Source organism: Pseudomonas sp. DSP3-2-3, from assembly GCF_049898225.1.
In the GTDB taxonomy this organism is placed as follows: domain Bacteria; phylum Pseudomonadota; class Gammaproteobacteria; order Pseudomonadales; family Pseudomonadaceae; genus Aquipseudomonas.
Genome location: NZ_JAFCXH010000012.1, coordinates 77,906 through 101,428, shown reverse-complemented (window position 1 = coordinate 101,428; position 23,523 = coordinate 77,906). Strand labels below are relative to the sequence as shown.

Genomic DNA, 23,523 nt, shown 5'->3' with positions numbered 1-23,523 from the left:
ATTGGCGATGTCTGGCAAAGAATCCTTTCATGACGATGACCAGGACCCGGCCCTGAAAAAGCCGCTCTGGCAGCGCGTAGCCTGGTTGATCGGTATCTGGGCGGGCAGTGTGTTCGCCCTGTATATCGTCGCCAGCCTGCTGCGGATGTTCATGACTGCCGCAGGTATGCGCACTCATTGACACGAATCCCATCCCGCGCCCACTGGGCGCGGCATTTCTGGAGCTTATTTGCGGGCTTTGAGGATCACGAACTTGGGCGTGGCAGCCACTTGCTCGACACCGCGAAACAGCCGCGCCAGCTTGCTGTGGTAGCCCAGATGGCGATTGCCGACCACATACAGTGCGCCACCGACGACCAGTGCCGAGCGTGCCTGTTGAAACATGCGCCAGGCGAGGAAATCGCCGACCACCTGTTGCTGGTGGAAGGGCGGATTACAGAGAATTACGTCGAGGGAATCGGGTTCCTGGCTGGCGAGCCCGTCATCGGCGCGGATGACTGCTTCGCGCTCGCCCATTGCCGTCTTCCAGTTCTGCGCAGCCGATTGCACTGCCATGAACGACTCGTCCACCAGCGTGTAATGGGCTTGCGGGTTAGCCAGCGCGCTGGCAATCGCCAGCACACCATTGCCACAACCCAGATCTGCAACCCGTGCCGAACCCAGGTTTTTCGGTAGATGCGGCAAGAATGCGCGGGTGCCGATATCCAGGCCTTCGCGGCAGAAAACATTGGCGTGGTTGGCCAGCTCGATGACGGGATCATCAAGCTTATAGGTGGTCGGGTAGGGCGAGGGCTGGATTTCGCCGGGTTGCGGCGTCGCGAACAGCAGTCGCGCTTTTTTGACTGCCAGCGAGGCGGTCACCGGCCCGACATATTGCTCAAGCAACTCTCCGGCCGTCCGTGGCAGATGCTTGACCATTGCCGCCGCCACGACCCGCGCGCCCGGCGCCAGCTGGCCTTGCAAACGAATCAGCTGTTCTTCCAGTAGCGCGAGGGTTTTCGGCACCCGGATCAGCACCCAGTCAAATGGCCCCTGCAGCGGCTCGCTCGCCGGAATCATCGGCACCGAGTCGTAAGCCATGTTGTTGCGGATCAGGTTCTTTTCCAGGCCGTGAGCGCCCAGGAACGAATCCGTGCTGCTGATGACCGTCGCATGTTGCGCAAGGCTCGCGGCCAGCGCGCCGAAGCTGTCATTGAGCACCAGCACCCGGCTCTGCAATGTCACGCCTTGCTCGGCCACGTGGTTGAGCAAGTATTCATCGGCAGCGTCAAATGCCTGCAATGGCTCATCTTGCTGTTCCGGTTGGCGTATCAGATCGAGCTGGGCAAAGGGTGTGATAAGCAGGGGCATGGGCAGGCAAACTCAGGGGCAATCAGCGTGTTGGCACATAAGCCCATGGTGCGCGGGCTCGCAGAAGACGGTGATTTTACGTGCTTTTTGCCGCTTGGCACTCTGTCGTTTGTCCTTTGCTCAGAACATGCCGCTTAACGCAGCCTGGACCACCGCCGAGATCTTGTTGCACGCGCCCATTTTTTGCACGGCGTTTGCCACGTGGAAGTGTACGGTTCGTTCTTTCATGCTGAGGATGATGGCGATATCTGCCGCTGTCTTGCCCTCGGCGGACCATCGCAGAATTTCTATTTCTCGTGGGGTCAGGTGTTTGTCAGACACTCCCTGCAACGAGCTGACTGAACTTCTATCCATTCTCGCCTCCGTGCTGCCCTTCACTCATTCCATGCGTCGAGACTCCAAGTGTAGGAAAAAACCTTGAGAGAAATTTGGCGCTGAAACGTTAGTGGACGGATGGATGCTGGCATTCCTGGCCTGCTCCCGACGTTGTAAAGATTCACAACGGTGGGAGCTGCGTGTCACTGCGGTTACGCCGAATTCAAGTCCGGAGGCGGACCGTCTCGCTATAGCTGCAAGAGTGAAAGATTCTAAATCTTCAGCCTGTTTATTGCCCCGCAGGGATACCACTACAAACCGGTGGTGTTTATCTGCCAGGCTTTGCGGGACACTGATCACCTTCTTTTCTTGCTTGCAGGTTGACCATGACCGCCAGTGCAGACAAATTCACTCGGCAGACCCTGCTGAATGTAACGCCACTCACTCCCAGCCTGTTTACCCTGCGCACCACGCGCGACGCGGGTTTCCGCTTCCGGGCCGGGCAGTTCGCCCGCCTGGGTGTCACCAAGGCTGACGGCAGTGTTGTGTGGCGTGCCTACTCGATGGTTTCGTCGCCTCATGACGAGTTCCTGGAGTTCTTCTCCATCGTGGTGCCGGATGGCGAATTCACCAGCGAACTCAGCCGGCTGCGCGAAGGCGATTCGCTGCTGATCGAAAAACAGGCATTCGGCTATCTGACCCTTGATCGTTTCGTCGATGGCCGTGACTTGTGGCTTTTATCCACCGGCACCGGCATCGCTCCCTTTCTGTCGATCCTGCAGGATTTTGAAGTCTGGGAAAAATTCGAACGGATCATCCTGGTCTACAGCGTTCGTGAGGCCAAAGAGCTGGCATATCAGGAGCTGATTGCCACCCTGACCGAGCGCGAGTACCTGGCTGAATATGCCGACAAGTTCCTGTTCCTGCCCTTGGTGACCCGCGAACAGCCACCCGGCGTGTTGCACGGGCGGATTACTCACCTGCTGGAAAGCGGCGATCTGGAGAAGGCAGCGGCGCTGGACATGGATGCCGAGCATTCAAGAGTGATGCTGTGCGGCAACCCGCAAATGGTCGAAGACACCCGCGCCCTGCTCAAGGAGCGTGACATGAATCTTAGCTTGAGCCGCCGTCCGGGACAGGTTGCAGTGGAAACGTATTGGTGAAATCCAGTTCCGTTGGAGCGAGGCTTGCCCGCGAAGAACGATAACGCGGTATGTCAGGTCCATCGAGGCGCCTGATTCGCGGGCGAGCCTCGCTCCAACGGGCTGACGCGAAGAGGGCGGTACATTCGATGCGAATCTGGCGCATCGAATGCCGCTCTCCCGGATAAATCCGGTCCTACAGGTATTGCGTCAAATCAAACCGGACGCAGCGGATCAACAGTGATTGGTGCCGCAGGTGTGTTCTGCTCTTTCAACAGATCGCGGATCTCACCCAGCAGGACTTCTTCCTTGCTTGGCACTGGCGGCAAGGTCGGAGCCTTGGCTTCTTCGCGTTTCAGGCGGTTGATGGCCTTTACGCCCATGAAAATGGCAAACGCCACAATAATGAAGTCGATCACGGTCTGGATGAATTTGCCGTAGGCCAGCATTACCGCAGGCGCCGTGCCTTCGCCAGGTCGCAGAACGACCGCCAGGTCGCTGAAATCCACGCCGCCAATCAGCAGCCCGAGGGGCGGCATGATTACATCGCCGACGAACGACGAAACGATCTTGCCGAATGCCGCACCAATGATGATACCGACGGCCATATCGACCACGTTACCTTTGACGGCAAAGGCTTTGAACTCGCTTAGTACGCTCATGGGTCATTCCTTGTTACAGATGAGTTGGGTCAATGCAGTGTAATTCAGCTCTGCGCAACGTGCTTCACCTGCAATCGACCGGGCTCCTTCGTAGAAGTTTACCGAAACACGCAAAAACACAGGGCATAAAGGCTTTGGAACGCAGTGGCGGCCACCTGCGTTATGATTGCCGACTTTTACGAATGGGGTGGTCATGGCCAAGGCCAAACGCATGTACGGTTGCACCGAATGCGGTGCGACGTTTCCCAAGTGGGCCGGTCAGTGCAGCGAATGCGGTGCCTGGAACACACTGGTTGAAACCGTTCTGGAAAGCGGCTCGGCGGCGCCGCCCAGTGGCCGTTCCAGCTGGACCGGCCAGCAGGCGCAGATTCGCACCCTGGCCGAAGTCAGCGTCGAGGAAATTCCGCGTTTTACCACCAATTCCACCGAGCTGGACCGCGTACTCGGCGGCGGCCTGGTCGATGGCTCCGTCGTCCTGATTGGCGGCGATCCGGGCATCGGCAAATCCACCATTTTGTTGCAAACCCTGTGCGCCATCGCCGAACAGATGCCAGCGCTGTACGTCACCGGCGAGGAATCGCAGCAGCAGGTCGCCATGCGCGCCCGTCGTCTGGGCTTGCCTCAAGACAAGCTCAAGGTCATGACCGAAACCTGCATCGAAAGCATCATCGCCACGGCGAAGGTCGAAAAGCCGAAAGTCATGGTCATCGACTCCATCCAGACGATTTTCACCGAGCAACTGCAATCCGCGCCGGGCGGTGTTTCCCAGGTGCGTGAAAGCGCCGCGTTGCTGGTGCGTTACGCCAAGCAAAGCGGCACGGCGATTTTCCTCGTCGGCCACGTCACCAAGGAGGGCGCGCTGGCTGGTCCTCGGGTCCTCGAACACATGGTTGATACGGTGCTGTACTTCGAAGGCGAATCCGATGGACGTCTGCGTCTGCTGCGGGCGGTGAAGAATCGTTTCGGTGCGGTCAACGAGCTGGGCGTGTTCGGCATGACCGACAAAGGGCTGAAAGAAGTCTCCAACCCGTCCGCGATCTTTCTCACACGCGCTCAGGAAGAAGTCCCGGGTAGCGTGGTCATGGCGACATGGGAAGGCACGCGGCCGATGCTGGTCGAAGTACAGGCGTTGGTGGATGACAGCCATTTGGCCAATCCACGCCGCGTAACCCTCGGGCTGGATCAGAATCGCCTGGCCATGCTGCTGGCGGTCCTGCATCGCCACGGCGGAATTCCTACCCATGATCAGGATGTTTTCCTCAACGTGGTCGGCGGCGTCAAGGTGCTGGAAACCGCATCCGACCTGGCCTTGATGGCAGCCGTGATGTCCAGCCTGCGTAATCGTCCACTGCCGCACGACTTGCTGGTATTTGGCGAAGTCGGGCTGTCTGGCGAAGTGCGGCCGGTGCCCAGCGGCCAGGAGCGCTTGAAAGAAGCGGCCAAACACGGCTTCAAACGCGCCATCGTGCCCAAAGCCAACGCGCCGAAGGAGTCACCGCCAGGGTTGCAGATCATTGGCGTGACGCGGCTGGAACAGGCTTTGGATGCATTGTTTGAGTGAGGGTGGCGCTAACGACACTCAGGTAGGAGGGGACTTGTCCCGGAAGGCGTCATTGCCAGCGCTGAAGATCTTCCGTGACAGGCCCGCCGCTTTCCCGGACAAGTCCGGTCCTACCGAATCTGTGCAAACCGGGGGCATCGTTTACGTTTTAAACCGCGATCAGCGCCGCCAGTTCACGGTCCAGCTCATCGTGGTCAGCCAGGTTCAGCTCGATCAGGCGGCGTAGATGGCTGATCGAGTCCAGGCCAATGTGCAGGCAGACAAACCCCAGTTGCTGATGATCGTCATGGGTCAACTGGACATCCATCTGCACCTGAGCCTCGTCACTCAGGCGGATATCCACCGAAAATGGCTTGCCGGTGTCGGCCAGCCACGCGGCGGGACGCTGGATGAGCAGACCTTTAAGCGATAGGTCGACTAACTGCACTTGCCACTGTTTGTCACCCTGGCGCAGTTCGGTTTTTGCATCGAAGGCAATGCGCTTGAAACGTCGGCGGTCTGTCTGGGAGTCGGTCATCTGATCAGTTCTCTTGTAATCGAGTGACTATACGTCAGCGGATCGACGCTCGTCAGCAGCGCCGCATCTCTGGACGATAGACCTGTTCGGAGTTGTCGAACAGTTCTCAACTGGATATTTATCAGGCGAAGTTCCTGTACGCATTGTGCTTATTTCAATCGGCCTTTTCTGACGGACTGCATCGGTTAATTCTTTTGCGCTGTATACCTTCGTGGGGGGTGGCCTTTCACAGCGACGGAGCTAAACTCGCATCGTTGGTCTTCTAGTCATTCTGCTGGAATAAAAAAATGAAAAATAATAATAGCCTCATGCGCCATGTGCCTTGGCTGATCGTTGCAATTATCGGGGCCTGTGCCCTGGGGGTCGTGGCCTTGCGCCGCGGAGAAGCAATCAACGCGCTATGGATCGTAGTGGCAGCAGTTGCCATTTATCTGGTCGCGTATCGCTATTACAGTCTGTTCATCGCTACGCACGTCATGCAACTCGATCCGCTGCGGGCAACTCCGGCAGTGGTCAACAATGACGGTCTGGACTATGTGCCGACCAACAAACACATTCTTTTCGGTCACCACTTTGCGGCCATCGCTGGCGCGGGTCCGCTGGTCGGCCCGGTTCTGGCTGCGCAGATGGGCTATCTGCCCGGTACGCTGTGGCTGATTGCTGGCGTGGTGCTGGCCGGTGCGGTACAGGATTTCATGATCCTGTTCCTCTCCACACGCCGTAACGGTCGCTCGCTGGGCGACATGGTGCGCGAGGAAATGGGCCGCATTCCGGGCACCATCGCCTTGTTCGGCTGCTTCCTGATCATGATCATCATCCTTGCGGTGCTGGCGCTTATCGTCGTGAAGGCCCTGGCCGAAAGTCCATGGGGCATGTTCACGGTGCTGGCGACCATCCCGACGGCGATGTTCATGGGCATTTACATGCGCTACATCCGTCCGGGTCGTATCGGGGAAATCTCGCTCATCGGCGTGGTGTTGCTGCTGCTGTCGATCTGGGCCGGTGGGCAGATTGCCGCCAGTCCGGAGTGGGCGCCGATGTTCACCTTCACCGGTGTGCAGATCACCTGGATGCTGGTGGGCTACGGTTTCGTAGCGGCCATGCTGCCGGTCTGGTTGCTGCTGGCGCCGCGTGACTACCTGTCTACTTTCCTGAAAATCGGCACCATCGTTGCCTTGGCAATCGGCATTCTGATCCTTGCGCCAGAGCTGAAAATGCCTGCGCTGACTCAGTTCACCGACGGTACCGGTCCGGTCTGGAAAGGTGCGCTGTTTCCGTTCCTGTTCATCACCATCGCCTGTGGCGCGGTTTCGGGCTTCCATGCACTGATCTCGTCGGGCACCACGCCAAAACTGCTGGATAACGAAACCAACGCCCGTTACATCGGTTACGGCGGCATGTTGATGGAATCCTTCGTGGCCATCATGGCAATGGTTGCCGCTTCGGTGATCGAGCCAGGCGTGTACTTCGCCATGAACAGCCCGGCGGCCATCGTCGGTAGCGACGTGGTGACCGTTGCGCAGACAGTGACCAGCTGGGGCTTTGCCATCACGCCTGATCAACTGACCGCAGTGGCCAAGGACATCGGCGAGAACACCGTGCTGGCTCGTGCTGGCGGTGCGCCGACTCTGGCGGTCGGTATCGCGCAGATTCTGCACCAGGCGTTGCCGGGCACCAGCACCATGGCTTTCTGGTACCACTTCGCGATCCTGTTCGAAGCGCTGTTCATTCTGACCGCAGTTGATGCCGGTACGCGTGCCGGTCGTTTCATGCTGCAAGACTTGCTGGGCAGCTTCGTGCCAGCCCTGAAACGCACCGAGTCCTGGACCGCCAACGCCATCGGCACCGGTGGTTGCGTCGCGCTGTGGGGTTACTTGCTGTATCAAGGCGTGATCGATCCGCTGGGCGGGATCAACACCCTGTGGCCGCTGTTTGGTATCTCCAACCAGATGCTGGCCGGGATCGCGCTGATGCTGGCGACGGTCGTTCTGATCAAGATGAAGCGTCAACGTTATGTCTGGGTGACCATGTTGCCAGCCACCTGGCTGCTGATCTGCACCGTGACGGCGGGCTTCATCAAGCTGTTCGACGCCAACCCGGCGGTCGGCTTCCTGGCCCTGGCCAAGAAATACAGCACTGCCGCTGACGCCGGTCAGATCCTGGCTCCGGCCAAGACCATGGACCAGATGCAGCATGTCATCTTCAACGCTTACACCAACGCGACGCTGACCGCCTTGTTCCTGTTCGTGGTGTTCAGCATTCTGTTCTACGCGTTGAAAATCGGCATTGCGGCATGGGGCAAGAAGGAGCGTACCGACAAGGAAGCTCCGTTCCACGCTTTGACCACGCCGACTCAAGTGTGAAGAGCCAACTGAAAAGAGGATCTGCTTATGTTCAATGACCTGAGTCGACTCGGGAAATACCTCGGTCAGGCCGCACGCCTGATGGTGGGCATGCCCGACTACGACACCTACGTCGCACATATGCAGGTCAAACACCCCGACAAGCCGGTGATGGATTACGAGGCGTTCTTCCGGGAACGCCAGGAAGCCCGATACGGCGGCAAGGGTGGGCCGAAATGCTGCTGATCGGCAGGCTGATCTGAACAACGCGCCACGCTAGTCGTGGCGCGTTTTTGTTTGTGTGGTGATTACCTCCTGTGGGACCGGCTTTAGCCGGGAATGCGGTGTTTCAAAAGGTGCAAACACGGCGAATGGACTGACTTCTTCCCGGCTAAAGCCGGTCCCACAGGATTGCGCTAAATTCAATAATTTTGCTTATCAGTACAGGAGCACCCATGATCATCGCACAACCCATTCCCGTCACCGTGCTCAGCGGTTTTCTCGGTGCCGGCAAGACCACGTTGCTGCGCCATCTGCTCAGGGCCGAACACGGCCTGAAAATCGCCGTGATCGAGAACGAATTCAGTGATGCCGGTATCGACACCCAATTGCTGGGTTCGGAGCCGGTGCAAGTCATGACCCTGTCCAACGGCTGCGTGTGCTGCACCATTCACACCGACCTGACCAAAGCGTTGTTCCTGCTGCTCGAGCGTCTGGACAGCGGCGAAATCGCCTTTGATCGTCTGGTGATCGAGTGTACCGGGCTGGCCGATCCGGCTCCGGTGGCGCAGACCTTCTTCATTGATGAAGAGCTGCGAGAGCGCTACATCCTCGATGGGATCATCACCCTGGTGGACGCGGCCAACGCCGATACGCATCTGGCGCAAACCATCGCTCAGGCCCAGATCGGCTTTGCCGATCGTTTGCTGGTCAGCAAGCGCGATCTGGTGGATGACGCGGCATTCGAGGCCCTCAGCGCGCGGCTGACGCGCATCAACCGACGTGCGCCGATTCGGGTGGTCGAGCACGGCAAGATCGATCTGGCCGAGTTGCTGGACGTGCGCGGCTTCAACCTGAACGCCGATCTGGGTGGCGGCATGAGCCTGCGGCCAGTGGCGCCAGCCGGCCATTCCGTCGACCGGATCAGCAGCCTGGTGCTGCGCAGCGACAAACCGCTGGATCTCGACAAGCTCAGCGAGTTCATGAACGAACTGCTGGAAGAGCACGGCCCGCAATTGCTGCGCTACAAAGGCGTGCTGAGCATCGTCAACGAGCCTCGGCGCATGGTGTTCCAGGGCGTGCTGAAGCTTTATGGCTTCGACTGGGATACCGAATGGGCCGAAGACGAAAAGCGCGAAAGCGTGATCGTGTTCATCGCCGATGAGTTGCCGGAGGAGAAGATTCGGGAGGGGTTTGCAAGAGTTTCAGTGTAAGCAGACGTGGGACCGGCTTTAGCCGGGAAGGTGCTCTTTGTAATGACGCATATGTGTCGGATGTTCTGGCCTCTTCCCGGCTAAAGCCGGTCCCACGACGATAGGGATGTCGCAGCTAAAAAAGCCCGTCATTCATATCGAATGACGGGCTTTTCGTTACTGCTGAAAACGCACTGATTAAGCGCCGTAGACCGGCAGTTTGGCGCAGATGGCTTTTACTTTTTCGCGTACTGCGTCGATCACGGCTTCGTTGTTCAGGTCAGCCAGGATGTCGCAGATCCAGCCAGCCAGTTCCTTGCACTCTGCTTCCTTGAAGCCACGAGTGGTCACGGCCGGGGTGCCGAAGCGCAGGCCCGAAGTCACGAACGGCGAGCGCGGATCGTTCGGTACGGAGTTTTTGTTCACGGTGATGAACGCGCGACCCAGGGCAGCGTCGGCGTCTTTACCGGAGATGTCCTGTTTGATCAGCGACAGCAGGAACAGGTGGTTTTCAGTGCCGCCGGAAACCACGTCAAAGCCGCGCTCGATGAACACGCCAGCCATGGCCTTGGCGTTCTTCACTACTTGCTGTTGGTAAGTCTTGAACTCAGGTTGCAGCGCTTCCTTGAAGCAAACGGCCTTGGCCGCGATAACGTGCTCCAGCGGGCCACCTTGTGCGCCAGGGAAAACTGCCGAGTTCAGCTTTTTCTCGATTTCGGCATTGGCGCGAGCCAGGATCAGGCCGCCACGTGGGCCGCGCAGGGTCTTGTGCGTGGTGGTGGTCACGACGTCAGCGAAAGGCACCGGGTTCGGGTAAACGCCCGCAGCAACCAGACCGGCAACGTGAGCCATATCGACGAACAGGTACGCGCCGACTTTGTCAGCGATGGCACGGAAGCGTGGGAAATCGAGGATCTGCGAGTAGGCAGAGAAACCGGCCACGATCATTTTCGGCTTGTGCTCAACGGCCAGACGCTCGACTTCGTCGTAGTCGATCATGCCGTTGCCGTCGATGCCGTACTGCACAGCGTTGTACAGCTTGCCCGACGAGCTGACGCTGGCGCCGTGAGTCAGGTGACCGCCGTGAGCCAGGCTCATGCCCAGAATGGTGTCGCCGCCTTGCAGCAGTGCCAGGTAAACCGCGCTGTTGGCTTGCGAACCAGCGTGGGGCTGAACGTTGGCGTAATCGGCGCCGAACAGCTCTTTGGCGCGGTCGATGGCCAGTTGCTCAACCACGTCGACGAATTCGCAGCCGCCGTAGTAACGCTTGCCTGGATAGCCTTCGGCGTACTTGTTGGTCAGGACCGAGCCCTGAGCTTCCATGACCGCTGGGCTGGTGTAGTTTTCCGAGGCAATCAGCTCGATGTGCTCTTCCTGGCGCTGAGCTTCTTGCTCCATTGCGGCAAAGAGATCGGAGTCGTACTTGGCGAGAGTCAAATCACGGCTGAACATGGCGGTCCTCAAGGATCGGGGCAGAAAAGGAGGGCATTCTAACCTAACCGCTTTTGGAAGGGATATGAAACGCAGTTACGTTGTGGATAAGCGGGCTTCAAGCGGTAAGCTGCAAGCTGCAAGCTAAAGGCAGAGCCAGGTCTGCTTCTGCTTGAGGCTTGTAGCTCGAAGCTTGCAGCTACTCTTCATGCTCGACTGATGTGAGCTGCTGTAAGTAGCTCCAAATCAGTCGAGCATGAAGAGCGCATCATTGCTGAACTGCGCTTCGAAGCGCCCTGGCGGCATTGGGCGGCCGAACAGGTAGCCCTGGACTTCATCGCAGCCATGTTCGCGCAAGAACTCCAGTTGCTCGTGGGTCTCGACGCCTTCGGCGATGACCGCCAGATTCAGGCTGTGCGCCATGGCAATGATGGCCCGTGCAATCTGCGCATCCTGTTCGCCTGATGGCAGGCCGTCGACGAAGGTGCGGTCGATTTTCAGCACGTCGATGGGGAATTGCTTGAGGTAATTCAGCGACGAGTACCCGGTGCCGAAGTCGTCGACCGCGATGCTCAGGCCCAGGCATTTGAGGCCGTCAAGAATCTGCATCGCTTCGCTGACTTCGCGCATCAGAATACTTTCAGTCAGTTCCAGCTCCAGACATGCCGGTGGCAGGCCGGATTCCTTGAGAATAGTGGCGATCCGCGTGCCGAGCTGGCCGTCGGAGAACTGCCGGGCCGAGATGTTCACCGAGACTTTGGGCACGCGGACTTTGGCCACATGCCACGCCTTGAGCTGGCGACAGGCTTCGGCAAGGACCCAATCGCCGACTTCCACCACCAGCCCGAGTTCTTCGAGCACCGGAATGAATTCGATGGGCGATACCAGTCCACGGCGCGGATGGCGCCAGCGCAGCAGGGCTTCGGCGCCGGTCAGGCGTTTGCCGTCGCCGCTGAACTGCGGTTGATAGAAGAGGGTGAATTCTTTCTGCTCCAGAGCGTGGCGCAGGTCGCTTTCCAGCTCAAGGCGTTCCAGCGCCGAGGCGTTCATGTCGGCCTGATAGAACTGGAAGTTGTTTTTGCCGCGTTCCTTGGCGTGATACATCGCCGTGTCGGCGTTTTTCATCAACTGGCTGAGCTCATTGCCATCCTGCGGGCTTAGCGCGATGCCGATACTTGCCGTGACGAAGAACTCACGGCCTTCGAGCACGAACGGAGTGACCAGGCTGGTCAGGATTTTTTCCGCAACGTTGATTGCGCGGTTCAAGGCCAGTTGGCGAGTGGCGCCCGGTTGCAACAGCAAGGTGAATTCGTCGCCACCCATGCGCGCCACGGTGTCGTCATCGGCAACGCAGGCCAGCAGGCGCGTGGCCATCTCCTGGAGCATCCGGTCGCCGGCAGCATGGCCGAGGGAGTCGTTGATCGGTTTGAAACGGTCAAGGTCGAGGAACATCAGCACCACCCACGACTGCTGCCGTTCAGCCTGTTGCAAGGCCGAGTGCAGGCGATCCTGAAACAGCGTGCGGTTGGGCAGGTGGGTCAGGGCGTCGTAGTAGGCCAGGCGATGGATGCGTTGCTCGCTGGCCTTGCGCTCGCTGATGTCGCTGAAGAAGCACACGTAACTGGCCAGATCGCCTTCATCGTCGAGCACTGCGTTGATGCCAACCCATGCCGGGTAATGCTCGCCGCTGCGGCGCTTGAGCCACACTTCGCCTTCCCAGCTGCGCCGTTGATGCAGTTGCTTGACGATGTAGCGCAGGTGCGCTTCCTGGTGTTCGTCGACGGTCAGCATGGTCGGCAACTGATCCAGCACTTGCGCGACTTCGTAGCCGCTGACTCGACTGAACGCTTCGTTGGCCTGGACGATATAGCCAGCCGGGTCGGTAATGATGATGGCGGAAGTGGAATGCTCGAACACCGTGGCCGCCATGCGCAGGTCTTTTTCCGCCCGTCGCTGCTGGCTGACATCGCGCCCGACGCCGAGGATGCCTTCGAACACACCGTGCTCGTCCCAGACCAGCACCAGACGCAGCTCTATGGGGATTTTTCGGCCGTCGGCCCGCAGGGAGTCGAACAGAAACAGCTGGGTGGGCACTTCCAGGCGCAGCTTTTGCAATTCGTCGGGCTGGTCCAGTGCTTTACCGATGCGCGCCAGCAGCGCGTACATGTCCGCCAGTTGCGCAGGGTTGGCGAATGTCGTGTCCCAGCCGTTTTCGAGAATCCATTCGGCGCTGTAACCCAGGACGGTGTTCACCGAAGGGCTTACATAGTTGGGTTTGAGCTGACTGTCGGTGGAGAAAATCACATCGCTGATGCTCTCGGCGAGCATGCGATAGCGCTGTTCGCTGTCACGCAAGGATTCGCTGGCTTCCAGCTGTTCGGTGATGTCCTTGGCAACGCCGATGATGCGCGTGACCTGATCGTCCTTGTCGCGGGCCAGCGCCTGTTCGCGAATGTCAAAGCGCCGCCACTTGCCGTTGCTGTCACGAAAGCGCAGCAGGCAATGCAGCAGCTCGCTATGGCCTCGATGACGCTGACGCAGGCGCATGTCCTGATAACTCTGCGCATCATCGGGGTGCAGAAGGATTTCCCAGAAGAACTCGCCCATCCGCATCAGCTCGTTCTTGCTGTAACCCAGCGTGTGCCCCAAGTGATGGTTGCTGTAGATCATCCGCTGGCTGAGCACGTCCTGAACATAGAGATGGTCCGGCACGGTGCGCACCACGTCGGACCAGAAACTCTCGCGCTCCTGCAATGACAACTCGACCTGCTTGCGCCGGGTAATGTCGCCGATGCTGAGGATTACTGCATGGAAGTCGTCGATGTGTTCCGGCAGGCGTAGCACCAGCCATAAATGCTGGTCTTCACCATCATCCTGAGTCAGGCGGATTTCCAGTTCGAGCTGGTTTTGCCGAGACAGCACCGCGTGCAGCACCTGTTCGCCGATGCCCTGACGAGTACGCGGGCAGCCTTCGATCAAGTATTCCCAGGCCTGCTGGCTGGATTCAACCTTGAGCAGGCTCAGTGCGACCTGATTGACCTCGGTGATACGCAGTTGCCGCAACAGCGCCTTCAATTGGCCAGGCTGAGTCTGCAGCAAGTCTTCCAGATCATCGCGAGTATTGAGTTTCAAGGCATCCAGATGAGCCGGCAGGCCGGACATGTCCAGGACGCAGATGGCCACACCGGTGCCTTCGAAAATCTCCTGATAACGGCGGCGACTTTCGTGCAGTTGGCGCTGGCGACGACGCAGGCTGACCAATGCCAGCAGCGGCAGGATTGAACACAACAGGCCAATCAGGCACTTGCCGATCAAGGGCGGCAGCAGTTGCGCCCGCGCTTTCTGCGCGTCGAACAATCCACGCAGTTGCCAATCGCTATTGGTCAACGGCTGGAGCAACACCGTTTCGTTATCCCCTAGACTGCTGCCGCTCGGCTTGTTATCTGGCGGGCTGTCACGAAACAGCATGCGTTCGGTGCTGCGGTTTTCCAGGCGCCACAGGGGCTGAAAATCTTGAACGGTCTGTCGGGCCAGAGCCTTCAAGGCCTCTGGTGCCATCCGCAATGCCCAGTATTCCCGAACCTCGCCGGGTTTGCGCACCAACAGGTAGATGACTGAGCCATCGGTCGCATTGTCGTAGTAATAAGGCCGGCCCGCTGCCTGTTGCATGGTCTTTTTCAGAACATCGGTGTCGCGCGCGTTGTCGATGCTATCGGCGATTACACTGCCGGTAGCATCGAGCAAGGCAATACTGCGCAACGAAGGCAGGGATTGCCGCAGAGCTGCAACCTCGGTCGATCCGGTCGGGTCTTGTGGTTGCTGCGAGCTGTCGGCCAGCAAATTGAGGCCGACCTGGGCGCTGAGCGCCATGTTCAGGCTCAGGCGGTCAGCCAACTGCATGCTGTAGTCGAGACTGCGTTGCCGCTGGCGATCCTGAGTCTGCTGGAACTGCTCGATCAATTGCCACAACAACAGCGCCAGCATCAGCAGCACCAAAGCCGCCAGCGCACCTTTCAATGAGCCGCGCAAAGGCGTGGCGGTCGCGCCTTTTGCCATACGCGTTGAATATGGGTGAATTGGTGTGGACAAGCTCTGATCCTGACTACTGGACTGAACAGACGGCGTGAAAACTCCTGCAATTACGTTTTCACACGATCGGTGGGGCAGCTAATGCGAAATGCACTATAAGCCGGACGCCCAAAGGGCGGCTAGCATGCCTTTAGTTGTGGCAAAGTGCCAGTCCCGTTAGGCCGGATGGTTTGCCCTGCCGAGCGCATTCGGGTAGCTTTGCCCGACGCGCGGCCCTGATTTCTGCATGAGTGATTCCACTGCTTGCATTTAATGATCCCGATCCCAACTCTATCGTTCATCGCCTAGTGCTGTGCTTGATTCAAGGCTCGGAAACGTCAAACGGCAAGTGCCGTCGATAAAAAAAGCTTTTTTCAGGACGGGGCTCTAAGCTCGCGCTCTATTCAGCCCTATTTAATAGCCACATACACCAGGTTTTTATTCCATGGCCCAATACGTCTTTACCATGCATCGGCTGAGCAAAGTTGTGCCGCCGAAGCGGGAAATTCTCAAAAATATCTCCCTCTCGTTCTTTCCGGGCGCCAAGATCGGCGTTCTCGGCCTGAACGGGTCGGGTAAATCGACTCTGTTGAAAATCATGGCCGGTGTCGACACCGAGTTCGATGGCGAAGCACGGCCGATGCCCGAGCTGAACATTGGCTATTTGCCGCAGGAACCGCAACTGGATCCGACCAAGACTGTACGTGAAGTGGTCGAAGAAGCCGTGAGCGTGATCAAGAACGCCCAGGCGCGTCTGGGTCAGGTCTACGCCGAATATGCCGAGCCGGATGCTGATTTCGACAAGCTGGCCGCCGAACAGGCCAAGCTCGAAGCCATCCTGCAAGCCAGCGACGGGCACAACCTTGAGCGTCAGCTGGAAGTCGCCGCCGATGCCTTGCGTCTGCCTGCGTGGGACGCGAAAGTCGCGGTTCTTTCCGGTGGTGAAAAACGTCGCGTAGCCTTGTGCCGCCTGCTGCTCTCCGCGCCGGACATGCTGCTGCTCGACGAACCAACCAACCACCTGGACGCCGATTCTGTCGCCTGGCTTGAGCATTTCCTGCACGATTTCCCGGGCACCGTGGTTGCGATCACGCACGACCGGTACTTCCTGGATAACGTCGCCGGCTGGATTCTGGAACTCGACCGCGGTGCGGGCATTCCTTACGAGGGCAACTATTCGGGCTGGCTTGAAGCCAAGTCCGACCGTCTGGCCCAGGAATCCAAGCAGCAATCGGCCCATGAAAAGGCCATGAAAGAAGAGCTGGAATGGGTTCGGCAGGGCGCCAAGGCGCGTCAGTCCAAATCCAAGGCTCGTCTGCAACGCTTTGAGGAAATGCAGTCGCAGGAATTCCAGAAGCGCAGCGAGACCAACGAGATCTATATCCCGGCCGGTCCGCGTCTGGGCGACAAAGTCATCGAGTTCAAGAACGTCAGCAAGGGTTACGGCGATCGTGTGTTGATCGACAACCTGTCGTTCGCCATGCCCAAAGGCGCAATCGTCGGCGTGATCGGCGGTAACGGTGCCGGTAAATCGACCTTGTTCCGCATGCTGATGGGCAAGGAACAGCCGGATTCGGGCAGCATCGAAATCGGTGAAACCGTGCAGCTGGCCTGCGTGGATCAAAGCCGTGACGACCTGGACGGCAGCAAGACTGTGTTCCAGCAGATCTCCGATGGCTCTGATCAGATCCGCATCGGCAACTATGAAATCCCGTCGCGTACTTATGTCGGTCGTTTCAACTTCAAGGGCGGCGATCAGCAGAAGTTCGTCAAGGACCTTTCCGGTGGTGAGCGTGGCCGCTTGCACCTGGCATTGACCTTGAAAGAAGGCGGCAACGTCCTGCTGCTCGATGAACCGTCCAACGACCTTGACGTGGAAACCCTGCGTTCGCTGGAAGAAGCGCTGCTGGACTTCCCTGGCGCCGCCATTGTGATCTCTCACGATCGGTGGTTCCTGGACCGTGTGGCGACGCACATCCTGGCCTACGAAGATGACTCGCAAGCGGTTTTCTTCGAAGGTAACTACACCGAGTACGAAGCCGACCGCAAAAAGCGTCTCGGCGATGCCGCCGCCCAGCCACACCGGGTACGGCACAAGAAACTGGCCTGATCTGTTCAGGTGTCACAAAAAACGGAGCCTTCGGGCTCCGTTTTTTTTTGGTGCATCGTGGGACCGGCTTTAGCCGGGAAGGCGGCGTTTCTAACGATGTGGATGCAGCGGATGTACTGACCTCTTCCCGGCTAAAGCCGGTCCCACACAGTCTGCACGGGTAATCATGTTTTAGAAGGGATGGGATTACACATTCGCCTCAATCAGCACCACTTCAATCAACTGATCCCCGGCCGGGCGTCTCCACAGCACTTCATCGCCCGGTTGCGCGCCCAGCAGCGCGCGGCCCAGCGGCGAGCCCCAGTTGATCAAGCCGGCAGCGGCGTCGGCCTGATCTTCGCCGACCAGTTGCACGCGCTGCTCGGTGCCTTGTTCGTCGGCGAAGGTCACCCAACTACCGATCTGCACCTTTTCCGTTGAAATCGCAGGCGTAACTACCTGAGCACTCAGAAGGCGCTGATTGAAGTAGCGCAGATCGCGCTCAAGGTCGGCCAGGCGCTGTTTGTCCGAGTTGTCGACCAGCGCCGATTGCGCGCTGTGTTGCGCCTGAAGTTCGGCGACCCGGTTCTGCAGTTGCAGCAAACCCTGGGCGGTGACGTAGTTGGGTTGTTGGCTGACGAGGCGCTCGACCGGCTGGCTGGCGTCCGCAGCGGCGTTATCTTCATTGACGAAGGCGCGGCTCATGGGGTTCTCCTGTTCATGAGATTTGGGCCACGCTTGCGCCTGATTAGTTTCGTTGGATCTCTATCCAGCCCGCTCAGTGCGAACGGTAAGCCTTGGCTTCACCTTGGGTTTTCTGTTGCTCCCAGGCGCGATCACGGTCGTTCCAGATGTGCTCTGTGTCCAGCCGGTCGCGGCTTTCCAGCATGCTCTGGCACTGCCGAAAACCGTCGCTCCAGCCTTGGGCGTAAGTCGCGTCCTTGAGGTAGCGCGGCACATCCTTCTTGTATTGCCCGCCGATTGATCCCGCCGCCTGCCGACCACTGCCGCAGCCATCCTGAAACCCGTCGGCGAATGCCGGAGGATAACCTTCGGCCAATAACTGCTCATGAGTCGATTGACAACCAGCGACCAGCACCACTAACCACAGCACAGCCCAACGCACGTTCATCACGGATTCCTCGACTTGTGGCTAAAGTCTAGGAGCCGGTCTGTGAGTTATTCGTTAAAGACGTGTAGGAAATCTGTGATTTTGCGGCAAGCTTCAAGCCCGCCGCTTGCCGCTTGCCGCTTGCCGCTTGCAACTTCAATAGTGATACCACTTCACTTCAAGCATCACTTCATTCTGCGGCGAGGTCAGCTGGCTGAATTCGCGCTGGGCGCTCAGGCGCAGGCCGAGGTTGCGCGACAACTCCCATTGCTGATTCAGGCTGATGCTGCGGCGTACTTCGCCATTGGTGAAGTAATCGCCCTTGGTTTCCAGGCTCAGGTTGCCCAGCGGATTGCGCCACAGCACACCGGTATTAAACCCGGCAGCTGGCGAGACGAATTCGGCAAAGTCGTTGTTGTGCTCGACCCGCACCGTGCCCAGCGCAAAGCCCAGCACGTCTTCGCCCAGCTGCCAGGTGCCGCCCGCGCCGCCGTTCACATGGCTGACCAGCGTTTCGTCGCCATGCTTGCCCAGCACCCGCTCCAGCCCACCGGCCACTTGCCAGGACCAAGGTTGCAGCAATTCGTTGCGCGGTGTCAGTGAGCGAATGGTGGCCAGATCCAATTGTTGCAGCTGCCACTTGTTGCCTTCGTACTGACGCAGTTTGAGTTGCAGGATTTCGATCTGCGCGCCCAGCGGGAAGCCGTAAGCGTTGTCGTTGAGATCGTGATAGGCCATGCGCAAGCCGTACTCGGCAAAGGCCTTGTCGTCCCGGGTGCCTGCGCCAATCTGCCAGGTGCGGGATTGATGACCGTCTTCCGGCAAGCCCGGGCGGGCGATGTCCAGCGCGGGTGGCGGATTCTGATTGATGGCGCGCAGCAGCTCGAAACTGCGTTGCGAACGCTCGCTGTCACGTTCCAGGCCGTTGGCGCGGTAGCGTTCCAGGCGATACGCCGCGTCTTGAATCAACGCCCGACGCTCTTTGGGTTGGGCAAGATAATCGGCGTTTTGCAGTTGTTTCTGATCGGCGCTGACCTGCAGCACCCATTGTTGCTCGTCGCTGTTCAGCGGTTTGGCGCGCTCCAGCAGCTCGCGTTCCCGTGATGGGCGGTAATCGATTTTCTCCACCAGCCCGGCTGCTTTGACGGCCTTGACGGTATCGGTCGGGATGGCGGTCAGCGGGAACTGTTCAGTCAGCTGTAAGCCTGGGCGAGCGACCTGAAGCAGTTCCAGCAGGCGATAGGAGCAATTTTCGTCGAAGAAGAAGTAACCGAAACGGATCTGTTTCAGCTCCCAGACGTGCTCGACCATGCGCCCGGTTTCTTCCGGGGTCAGATTCAGTCGGTATTCCCACAGGTCGCGGTTTTCCAGGCTGCGGTATTCCGAGAGTTTTTCTTGATACGGCACCAGCGCGAACAAACCGGGATAACCGCCCATCAGGCCTTTCCAGGCGTACAGAATGCTGTTGTCCATGCCTTCGATGTAGGCGCCGAAGTTGATCGCATAGCTGAGCAGGGCGGTGTGATTGGTCTGGACGTCAGCCTGATCGATGCGCAGCAAGGTGTGACCGAACATCGACGACGGGCTGTTCAGGTACGCGGCCGGAAAGATCAGCACCGCGCTGTCCGGGGCGACATCCTTGAACCATTGCCTGAATTCCTTGCACTCAACCGAAGGCAGATCAGTCAGCTTCAGTTGGTCGCGCAACCAGCGGGTGCGGGCTGGATAGACGCATTGCGCATGTTTTTCGCCAGCACTGGCTGGCGCGTAAATCGCGTCCAGGGTGGCGCTCAGCTCAGCCTTCGGGTCATGGGCACCGTTGGCGGCGAGAAAGAATTTGGGATCATCGACATAGCTGCGCCAGCCGCCGAGCTTGGCGGTTTCGTAGTGGCCCAGGGAAATCCAGAACGGCTCATTGGCCAGTTGCTGCAAACGGGCATCGCTCGCATGGGGAGCGGCGCACAGCGGGGCGCAGACAAACAGCGCCAAATACACAAGGCGTTTGAGCATAGAGAGCAACTAGTCAGGGGATCGGGCGCGGGAGCGCAACAACTCCTGCCCCTCCGGACAGAGGGGCAGGCGCAACGAGCTTAAGCCTGGGTAGCGTATTTCGCCAGGGTTGGATCGTTTTTCAGAACGTTGATGGTGTTGTTGTGGACGTCGTCAGCAGTAGCGTCGGCTTTGCTGAAGATCTGGTTGAAGTGCTCGTGGGTGACTGCGGCGAAATGCGCACGGTCTTCCGGTGCAACGCCCAATACCACCGCGTAAGTGGTCAGCGCTTCGCCTTGACCCATGGCCATGTCTTTGGAAAGTTCGTCCATCATGCCGTTCATGGCAATCCAGGATTTGCCGCCGTAGGTCAGCGCGCTGTTGGTGGAGCAACCGTTAGTGCCCGAGGTCATGCCGAAAGTGGCGTTACCGGAGGTGCCATTGGTGGTCGATGCGAGAAAGTGAGCGGGCGTGCCGCGCTGACCTTCAAACAGCATGTTGCCCCAGCCACAATCCGGGCCGCCTGGAGCCTGGGCCATTGCGTTGATGGAAACAGCTGCGAAGAGAGTACCAAGAAGAATCCGTTTCATAGCTTTGTTCTCTTTATATTCAACCAAGGGTCAGGGTTCATGGCCAGTGCAAGCGCCAAGGCGGCCAGAGTTGTATTTTTCTGGTACGCGGAACTTGGAGTTTAGGCAGGTTCCAAGGGTTCCGCTGTTTATTACAAATTGTTCATTCGGCAAAACGCCCGCTTGTCTGGTTGGACGCTGGGTGAACCAATAAGCCATTGAGGATTATCCTGCCTTGCAAGTCATGTGCAGCGAGCGCCAGAATGCCGTCATCTGCCCCGTGATGTAAGGATGCCCGATGCCCGATCCAGTTGCTGCCAGCCTGCGTCTTGCGCCTGAAGCGCTGACCCGTCCGTTTTCCGCTGAACAGTTCAGCTTTTCGACGACCAATGATCTGGAACCCTTTCGCGGAGTGCTCGGTCAGGAACGAGCAGTCGAAGCCCTGCAATTCGGCGTCGCCATGCCGCGCCCCGGTTACAACGTATTTGTCATGGGCGAGCCCGGCACCGGCCGTTTCTCGTTCGTAAAGCGCTACCTCAAGGCCGAGGGCAAGCGCATGCAGACCCCTTGCGACTGGGTCTACGTCAATAATTTCGATGAACCCCGCGAGCCACGCGCTCTGGAGCTGCCGCCAGGCACCGCGCACCAGTTCATCACCGATATCGGTGGCTTGATCGATAACCTGCTGGCGACGTTCCCGGCGGTGTTCGAGCACCCGTCCTACCAGCAGAAGAAAAGCGCCATCGACCGCGCGTTCAATCAGCGCTATGACAAGGCTTTGGACGTGATCGAGCGGCTGTCTCTGGAAAAAGACATCGCCCTGTACCGCGACAGCACCAACATCGCCTTTACACCGATGCTGGATGGCAAGGCACTGGACGAAGCCGAATTTTCCCAGTTGCCGGAAGCGGATCGCGAACGCTTTCATGACGACATCTCGATGCTGGAAGAGCGCCTGAACGAAGAACTGGCCAGCCTGCCGCAGTGGAAGCGCGAATCGAGCAATCTGCTGCGCCAGCTCAACGAAGAAACCATCACCCTGGCCCTGCAACCCTTGCTGGCGCCGTTGTCCGAGCAGTACGCGGAAAACGCCGCGGTGTGCGCTTATCTGCAAGCGATGCAGGTTTACCTGCTGAAAACCGTGGTGGAACAACTGGTCGACGAAAGCAACACCGACGCTCAGGCCCGCAAGCTGCTCGAAGAGCAATACAGTCCGAGCCTGGTGGTTGGTCATTCCGCCAGTGGCGGCGCGCCGGTAGTGTTCGAGCCCCATCCGACCTACGACAATCTGTTCGGACGCATCGAATACAGCACTGATCAAGGCGCGCTCTACACCACCTATCGGCAGTTGCGACCGGGTGCGTTGCACCGGGCCAACGGTGGTTTCCTGGTGCTCGAAGCAGAAAAAATGCTCAGCGAGCCCTACGTCTGGGATGCCCTGAAGCGAGCGCTGCAATCACGCAAGCTGAAAATGGAATCGCCGCTGGGTGAAATGGGGCGTCTGGCGACCGTGAGCCTGACGCCGCAAGTGATCCCGTTGCAGGTCAAAGTCATCATCATCGGCGCGCGTTCGCTGTATTACACCCTGCAAGACCTGGATCCGGACTTTCAGGAAATGTTTCGTGTACTGGTGGACTTCGACGAAGACATCCCGATGTACGACGAAACCCTTGAACAGTTCGCGCAACTGCTGAAAACCCGCACCTCGGAAGAGGGCATGGCGCCGCTCACCGCCGATGCGGTGGCGCGCCTGGCGACCTACAGCGCACGTCTGGCTGAGCATCAGGGGCGTTTGTCGGCGAAAATCGGTGATCTGTTTCAGTTGGTCAGCGAAGCGGACTTCATTCGCCAACTGGCCAACGACGACAAGACCGACGCCGGGCACATCGAGCGAGCCCTCAAGGCCAAGGCGACGCGCACCGGGCGAGTCTCGGCGCGGATTCTCGACGACATGCTGGCCGGCATCATCCTCATCGACACCGACGGCGCGGCCGTTGGCAAGTGCAACGGCCTGACGGTGCTGGAGGTTGGCGACTCGGCGTTCGGTGTGCCTGCGCGGATTTCCGCGACGGTTTACCCCGGCGGCAGCGGCATTGTCGACATCGAGCGTGAGGTCAATCTCGGCCAGCCGATCCACTCCAAAGGCGTGATGATCCTCACCGGTTATCTGGGCAGCCGTTATGCCCAGGAATTCCCGCTGGCGATTTCCGCGAGCATCGCTCTGGAGCAATCCTACGGTTACGTGGACGGCGACAGCGCGTCATTGGGTGAAGCTTGCACGCTGATTTCGGCCTTGTCGAAAACCCCGCTCAAGCAGTGTTTTGCAATCACCGGCTCGATCAACCAGTTTGGTGAAGTGCAGGCGGTGGGCGGGGTTAACGAGAAAATCGAAGGCTTCTTCCGACTGTGCGAGGCGCGTGGCCTGACTGGTGAGCAGGGCGCAATCATTCCGCAAGCCAACGTCGCCACATTGATGTTGGACGAGCGCGTGCTGCAAGCGGTGCGTGCCGGGCAGTTTCATGTCTATGCGGTGCGTCAGGCCGACGAGGCGTTGAGCCTGTTGGTGGGCGAACCTGCCGGCGAGCCGGACGAAAATGGCGAGTTTCCTGAAGGCAGCGTCAATGCGCGGGTGGTGGAGCGTCTGCGCGACATCGCCGAAATGCTCAGTGATGAGGACTTGAAGGAAGAACTGGAGAAGGAGCCCGCGCAGTTGGCGCCTGAACTCAAGGCTTGAGATATTTGTGGGAGCGAGCTTGCTCGCGAAGACCCGTTTTACATCCAGCACATTACTGGTGTTGAAATATTGCCTTCGCAAGCAAGCTTGCTCCCACTGGGTTGTGTGATTGCCCGCCCGACGACCATTCATCCACGGCTCCCTTCGATTCCGGCTTTTCTTCTATCCTGTCTTGTTACCACGGTTGTCAAAGGGACTGACGCGCCGCTTCAGCAGTATCGGGAGGTGAAT

17 protein-coding genes and 1 pseudogene are annotated in these 23,523 nt (G+C 58.9%); 8 read left to right on the top strand and 10 right to left on the bottom strand.

Annotated features, from left to right (window positions below; translation table 11 throughout):
- Window positions 1-7: 7 nt before the first annotated feature.
- Window positions 8-181 (top strand): DUF2474 domain-containing protein, encoded by a 174-nt coding sequence (locus tag ACP7E4_RS15805; RefSeq protein ID WP_020291004.1) that lies wholly within the window; start codon window positions 8-10, stop codon window positions 179-181.
- 44 nt (window positions 182-225) lie between these two features.
- Here ACP7E4_RS15805 and ACP7E4_RS15800 read toward each other — a convergent pair whose 3' ends face one another.
- Both ACP7E4_RS15800 and ACP7E4_RS15795 read right to left on the bottom strand, forming a co-directional pair.
- Window positions 226-1,350 carry a methyltransferase gene (locus ACP7E4_RS15800; RefSeq protein ID WP_426115798.1) on the bottom strand — a complete coding sequence of 375 codons (1,125 nt, stop codon included), beginning with the start codon at window positions 1,348-1,350 and terminating at the stop codon, window positions 226-228.
- A 120-nt stretch (window positions 1,351-1,470) separates the two neighbouring features.
- Window positions 1,471-1,704 (bottom strand): helix-turn-helix domain-containing protein, encoded by a 234-nt coding sequence (locus ACP7E4_RS15795; RefSeq protein WP_065836149.1) that lies wholly within the window; start codon window positions 1,702-1,704, stop codon window positions 1,471-1,473.
- 347 nt (window positions 1,705-2,051) lie between these two features.
- On the opposite strand from ACP7E4_RS15795, the gene ACP7E4_RS15790 reads away from it, so the two are divergent.
- Entirely contained in the window at window positions 2,052-2,828 is a 777-nt protein-coding gene (locus ACP7E4_RS15790; RefSeq protein ID WP_426115800.1) for a ferredoxin--NADP reductase, read from the top strand.
- 194 nt (window positions 2,829-3,022) lie between these two features.
- Here the strand turns inward: ACP7E4_RS15790 and mscL are convergent, their stop codons facing one another.
- Window positions 3,023-3,469 (bottom strand): large-conductance mechanosensitive channel protein MscL, encoded by a 447-nt coding sequence (gene mscL / locus ACP7E4_RS15785; RefSeq protein ID WP_426115802.1) that lies wholly within the window; start codon window positions 3,467-3,469, stop codon window positions 3,023-3,025.
- A gap of 193 nt (window positions 3,470-3,662) precedes the next feature.
- Between mscL and radA the strand changes: the two genes are divergently transcribed.
- Complete coding sequence (gene radA, locus ACP7E4_RS15780; RefSeq protein ID WP_020291009.1) at window positions 3,663-5,030, top strand: DNA repair protein RadA; 1,368 nt, start codon at window positions 3,663-3,665, stop codon at window positions 5,028-5,030.
- Between the two features lie 148 nt (window positions 5,031-5,178).
- Here the strand turns inward: radA and ACP7E4_RS15775 are convergent, their stop codons facing one another.
- Window positions 5,179-5,547 carry a PilZ domain-containing protein gene (locus ACP7E4_RS15775; RefSeq protein ID WP_426115805.1) on the bottom strand — a complete coding sequence of 123 codons (369 nt, stop codon included), beginning with the start codon at window positions 5,545-5,547 and terminating at the stop codon, window positions 5,179-5,181.
- Between the two features lie 287 nt (window positions 5,548-5,834).
- Between ACP7E4_RS15775 and ACP7E4_RS15770 the strand changes: the two genes are divergently transcribed.
- The 3 genes from ACP7E4_RS15770 to yjiA all read left to right on the top strand — a co-directional run bounded on the left by ACP7E4_RS15770 (window position 5,835) and on the right by yjiA (window position 9,322).
- The gene (locus ACP7E4_RS15770) at window positions 5,835-7,910 is read left to right on the top strand and encodes a carbon starvation CstA family protein (protein WP_426115807.1); all 2,076 of its coding nucleotides are present in this window, start codon (window positions 5,835-5,837) and stop codon (window positions 7,908-7,910) included.
- 27 nt (window positions 7,911-7,937) lie between these two features.
- Complete coding sequence (locus ACP7E4_RS15765) at window positions 7,938-8,135, top strand: YbdD/YjiX family protein (RefSeq protein ID WP_065836155.1); 198 nt, start codon at window positions 7,938-7,940, stop codon at window positions 8,133-8,135.
- Between the two features lie 209 nt (window positions 8,136-8,344).
- Window positions 8,345-9,322 (top strand): GTPase, encoded by a 978-nt coding sequence (gene yjiA / locus ACP7E4_RS15760; protein ID WP_426115809.1) that lies wholly within the window; start codon window positions 8,345-8,347, stop codon window positions 9,320-9,322.
- Between the two features lie 177 nt (window positions 9,323-9,499).
- Here the strand turns inward: yjiA and glyA are convergent, their stop codons facing one another.
- Both glyA and ACP7E4_RS15750 read right to left on the bottom strand, forming a co-directional pair.
- Window positions 9,500-10,753, bottom strand: a complete 1,254-nt coding sequence (gene glyA / locus ACP7E4_RS15755; protein WP_331153157.1) for a serine hydroxymethyltransferase — start codon at window positions 10,751-10,753, stop codon at window positions 9,500-9,502.
- A 225-nt stretch (window positions 10,754-10,978) separates the two neighbouring features.
- Window positions 10,979-14,134 (bottom strand): annotated as a pseudogene (locus ACP7E4_RS15750) (sensor domain-containing protein); the annotation flags it as partial.
- A 1,111-nt stretch (window positions 14,135-15,245) separates the two neighbouring features.
- Between ACP7E4_RS15750 and ettA the strand changes: the two are divergent.
- Complete coding sequence (gene ettA / locus ACP7E4_RS15745; protein WP_426115811.1) at window positions 15,246-16,910, top strand: energy-dependent translational throttle protein EttA; 1,665 nt, start codon at window positions 15,246-15,248, stop codon at window positions 16,908-16,910.
- Between the two features lie 186 nt (window positions 16,911-17,096).
- Here ettA and ACP7E4_RS15740 read toward each other — a convergent pair whose 3' ends face one another.
- The 4 genes from ACP7E4_RS15740 to ACP7E4_RS15725 form a co-directional block, all read right to left on the bottom strand.
- Complete coding sequence (locus tag ACP7E4_RS15740) at window positions 17,097-17,594, bottom strand: GreA/GreB family elongation factor (RefSeq protein ID WP_426115813.1); 498 nt, start codon at window positions 17,592-17,594, stop codon at window positions 17,097-17,099.
- Window positions 17,595-17,667: 73 nt separating this feature from the next.
- Complete coding sequence (locus tag ACP7E4_RS15735; RefSeq protein WP_426115815.1) at window positions 17,668-18,021, bottom strand: hypothetical protein; 354 nt, start codon at window positions 18,019-18,021, stop codon at window positions 17,668-17,670.
- A 135-nt stretch (window positions 18,022-18,156) separates the two neighbouring features.
- Complete coding sequence (locus ACP7E4_RS15730) at window positions 18,157-20,010, bottom strand: DUF4105 domain-containing protein (RefSeq protein ID WP_426115817.1); 1,854 nt, start codon at window positions 20,008-20,010, stop codon at window positions 18,157-18,159.
- An 80-nt stretch (window positions 20,011-20,090) separates the two neighbouring features.
- Window positions 20,091-20,579 carry a DUF3015 domain-containing protein gene (locus ACP7E4_RS15725; protein WP_331152114.1) on the bottom strand — a complete coding sequence of 163 codons (489 nt, stop codon included), beginning with the start codon at window positions 20,577-20,579 and terminating at the stop codon, window positions 20,091-20,093.
- Window positions 20,580-20,856: 277 nt separating this feature from the next.
- Between ACP7E4_RS15725 and ACP7E4_RS15720 the strand changes: the two genes are divergently transcribed.
- Complete coding sequence (locus ACP7E4_RS15720; protein ID WP_426115819.1) at window positions 20,857-23,292, top strand: Lon protease family protein; 2,436 nt, start codon at window positions 20,857-20,859, stop codon at window positions 23,290-23,292.
- The last annotated feature ends 231 nt before the right edge of the window (window positions 23,293-23,523 follow it).

Excerpts from the sequence above, each read along its gene's own strand:
- ACP7E4_RS15735 (WP_426115815.1), bottom strand. The coding sequence starts at position 18,021 with ATGAACGTGCGTTGGGCTGTGCTGTGGTTAGTGGTGCTGGTCGCTGGT.
- ACP7E4_RS15795 (WP_065836149.1), bottom strand. The coding sequence starts at position 1,704 with ATGGATAGAAGTTCAGTCAGCTCGTTGCAGGGAGTGTCTGACAAACAC.
- ACP7E4_RS15770 (WP_426115807.1), top strand. The coding sequence starts at position 5,835 with ATGAAAAATAATAATAGCCTCATGCGCCATGTGCCTTGGCTGATCGTT.
- ACP7E4_RS15775 (WP_426115805.1), bottom strand. The coding sequence starts at position 5,547 with ATGACCGACTCCCAGACAGACCGCCGACGTTTCAAGCGCATTGCCTTC.
- ettA (WP_426115811.1), top strand. The coding sequence starts at position 15,246 with ATGGCCCAATACGTCTTTACCATGCATCGGCTGAGCAAAGTTGTGCCG.
- ACP7E4_RS15725 (WP_331152114.1), bottom strand. The coding sequence starts at position 20,579 with ATGAAACGGATTCTTCTTGGTACTCTCTTCGCAGCTGTTTCCATCAAC.
- yjiA (WP_426115809.1), top strand. The coding sequence starts at position 8,345 with ATGATCATCGCACAACCCATTCCCGTCACCGTGCTCAGCGGTTTTCTC.
- radA (WP_020291009.1), top strand. The coding sequence starts at position 3,663 with ATGGCCAAGGCCAAACGCATGTACGGTTGCACCGAATGCGGTGCGACG.
- glyA (WP_331153157.1), bottom strand. The coding sequence starts at position 10,753 with ATGTTCAGCCGTGATTTGACTCTCGCCAAGTACGACTCCGATCTCTTT.
- ACP7E4_RS15790 (WP_426115800.1), top strand. The coding sequence starts at position 2,052 with ATGACCGCCAGTGCAGACAAATTCACTCGGCAGACCCTGCTGAATGTA.
- ACP7E4_RS15800 (WP_426115798.1), bottom strand. The coding sequence starts at position 1,350 with ATGCCCCTGCTTATCACACCCTTTGCCCAGCTCGATCTGATACGCCAA.
- ACP7E4_RS15740 (WP_426115813.1), bottom strand. The coding sequence starts at position 17,594 with ATGAGCCGCGCCTTCGTCAATGAAGATAACGCCGCTGCGGACGCCAGC.
- mscL (WP_426115802.1), bottom strand. The coding sequence starts at position 3,469 with ATGAGCGTACTAAGCGAGTTCAAAGCCTTTGCCGTCAAAGGTAACGTG.
- ACP7E4_RS15730 (WP_426115817.1), bottom strand. The coding sequence starts at position 20,010 with ATGCTCAAACGCCTTGTGTATTTGGCGCTGTTTGTCTGCGCCCCGCTG.
- ACP7E4_RS15720 (WP_426115819.1), top strand. The coding sequence starts at position 20,857 with ATGCCCGATCCAGTTGCTGCCAGCCTGCGTCTTGCGCCTGAAGCGCTG.
- ACP7E4_RS15805 (WP_020291004.1), top strand. The coding sequence starts at position 8 with ATGTCTGGCAAAGAATCCTTTCATGACGATGACCAGGACCCGGCCCTG.
- ACP7E4_RS15765 (WP_065836155.1), top strand. The coding sequence starts at position 7,938 with ATGTTCAATGACCTGAGTCGACTCGGGAAATACCTCGGTCAGGCCGCA.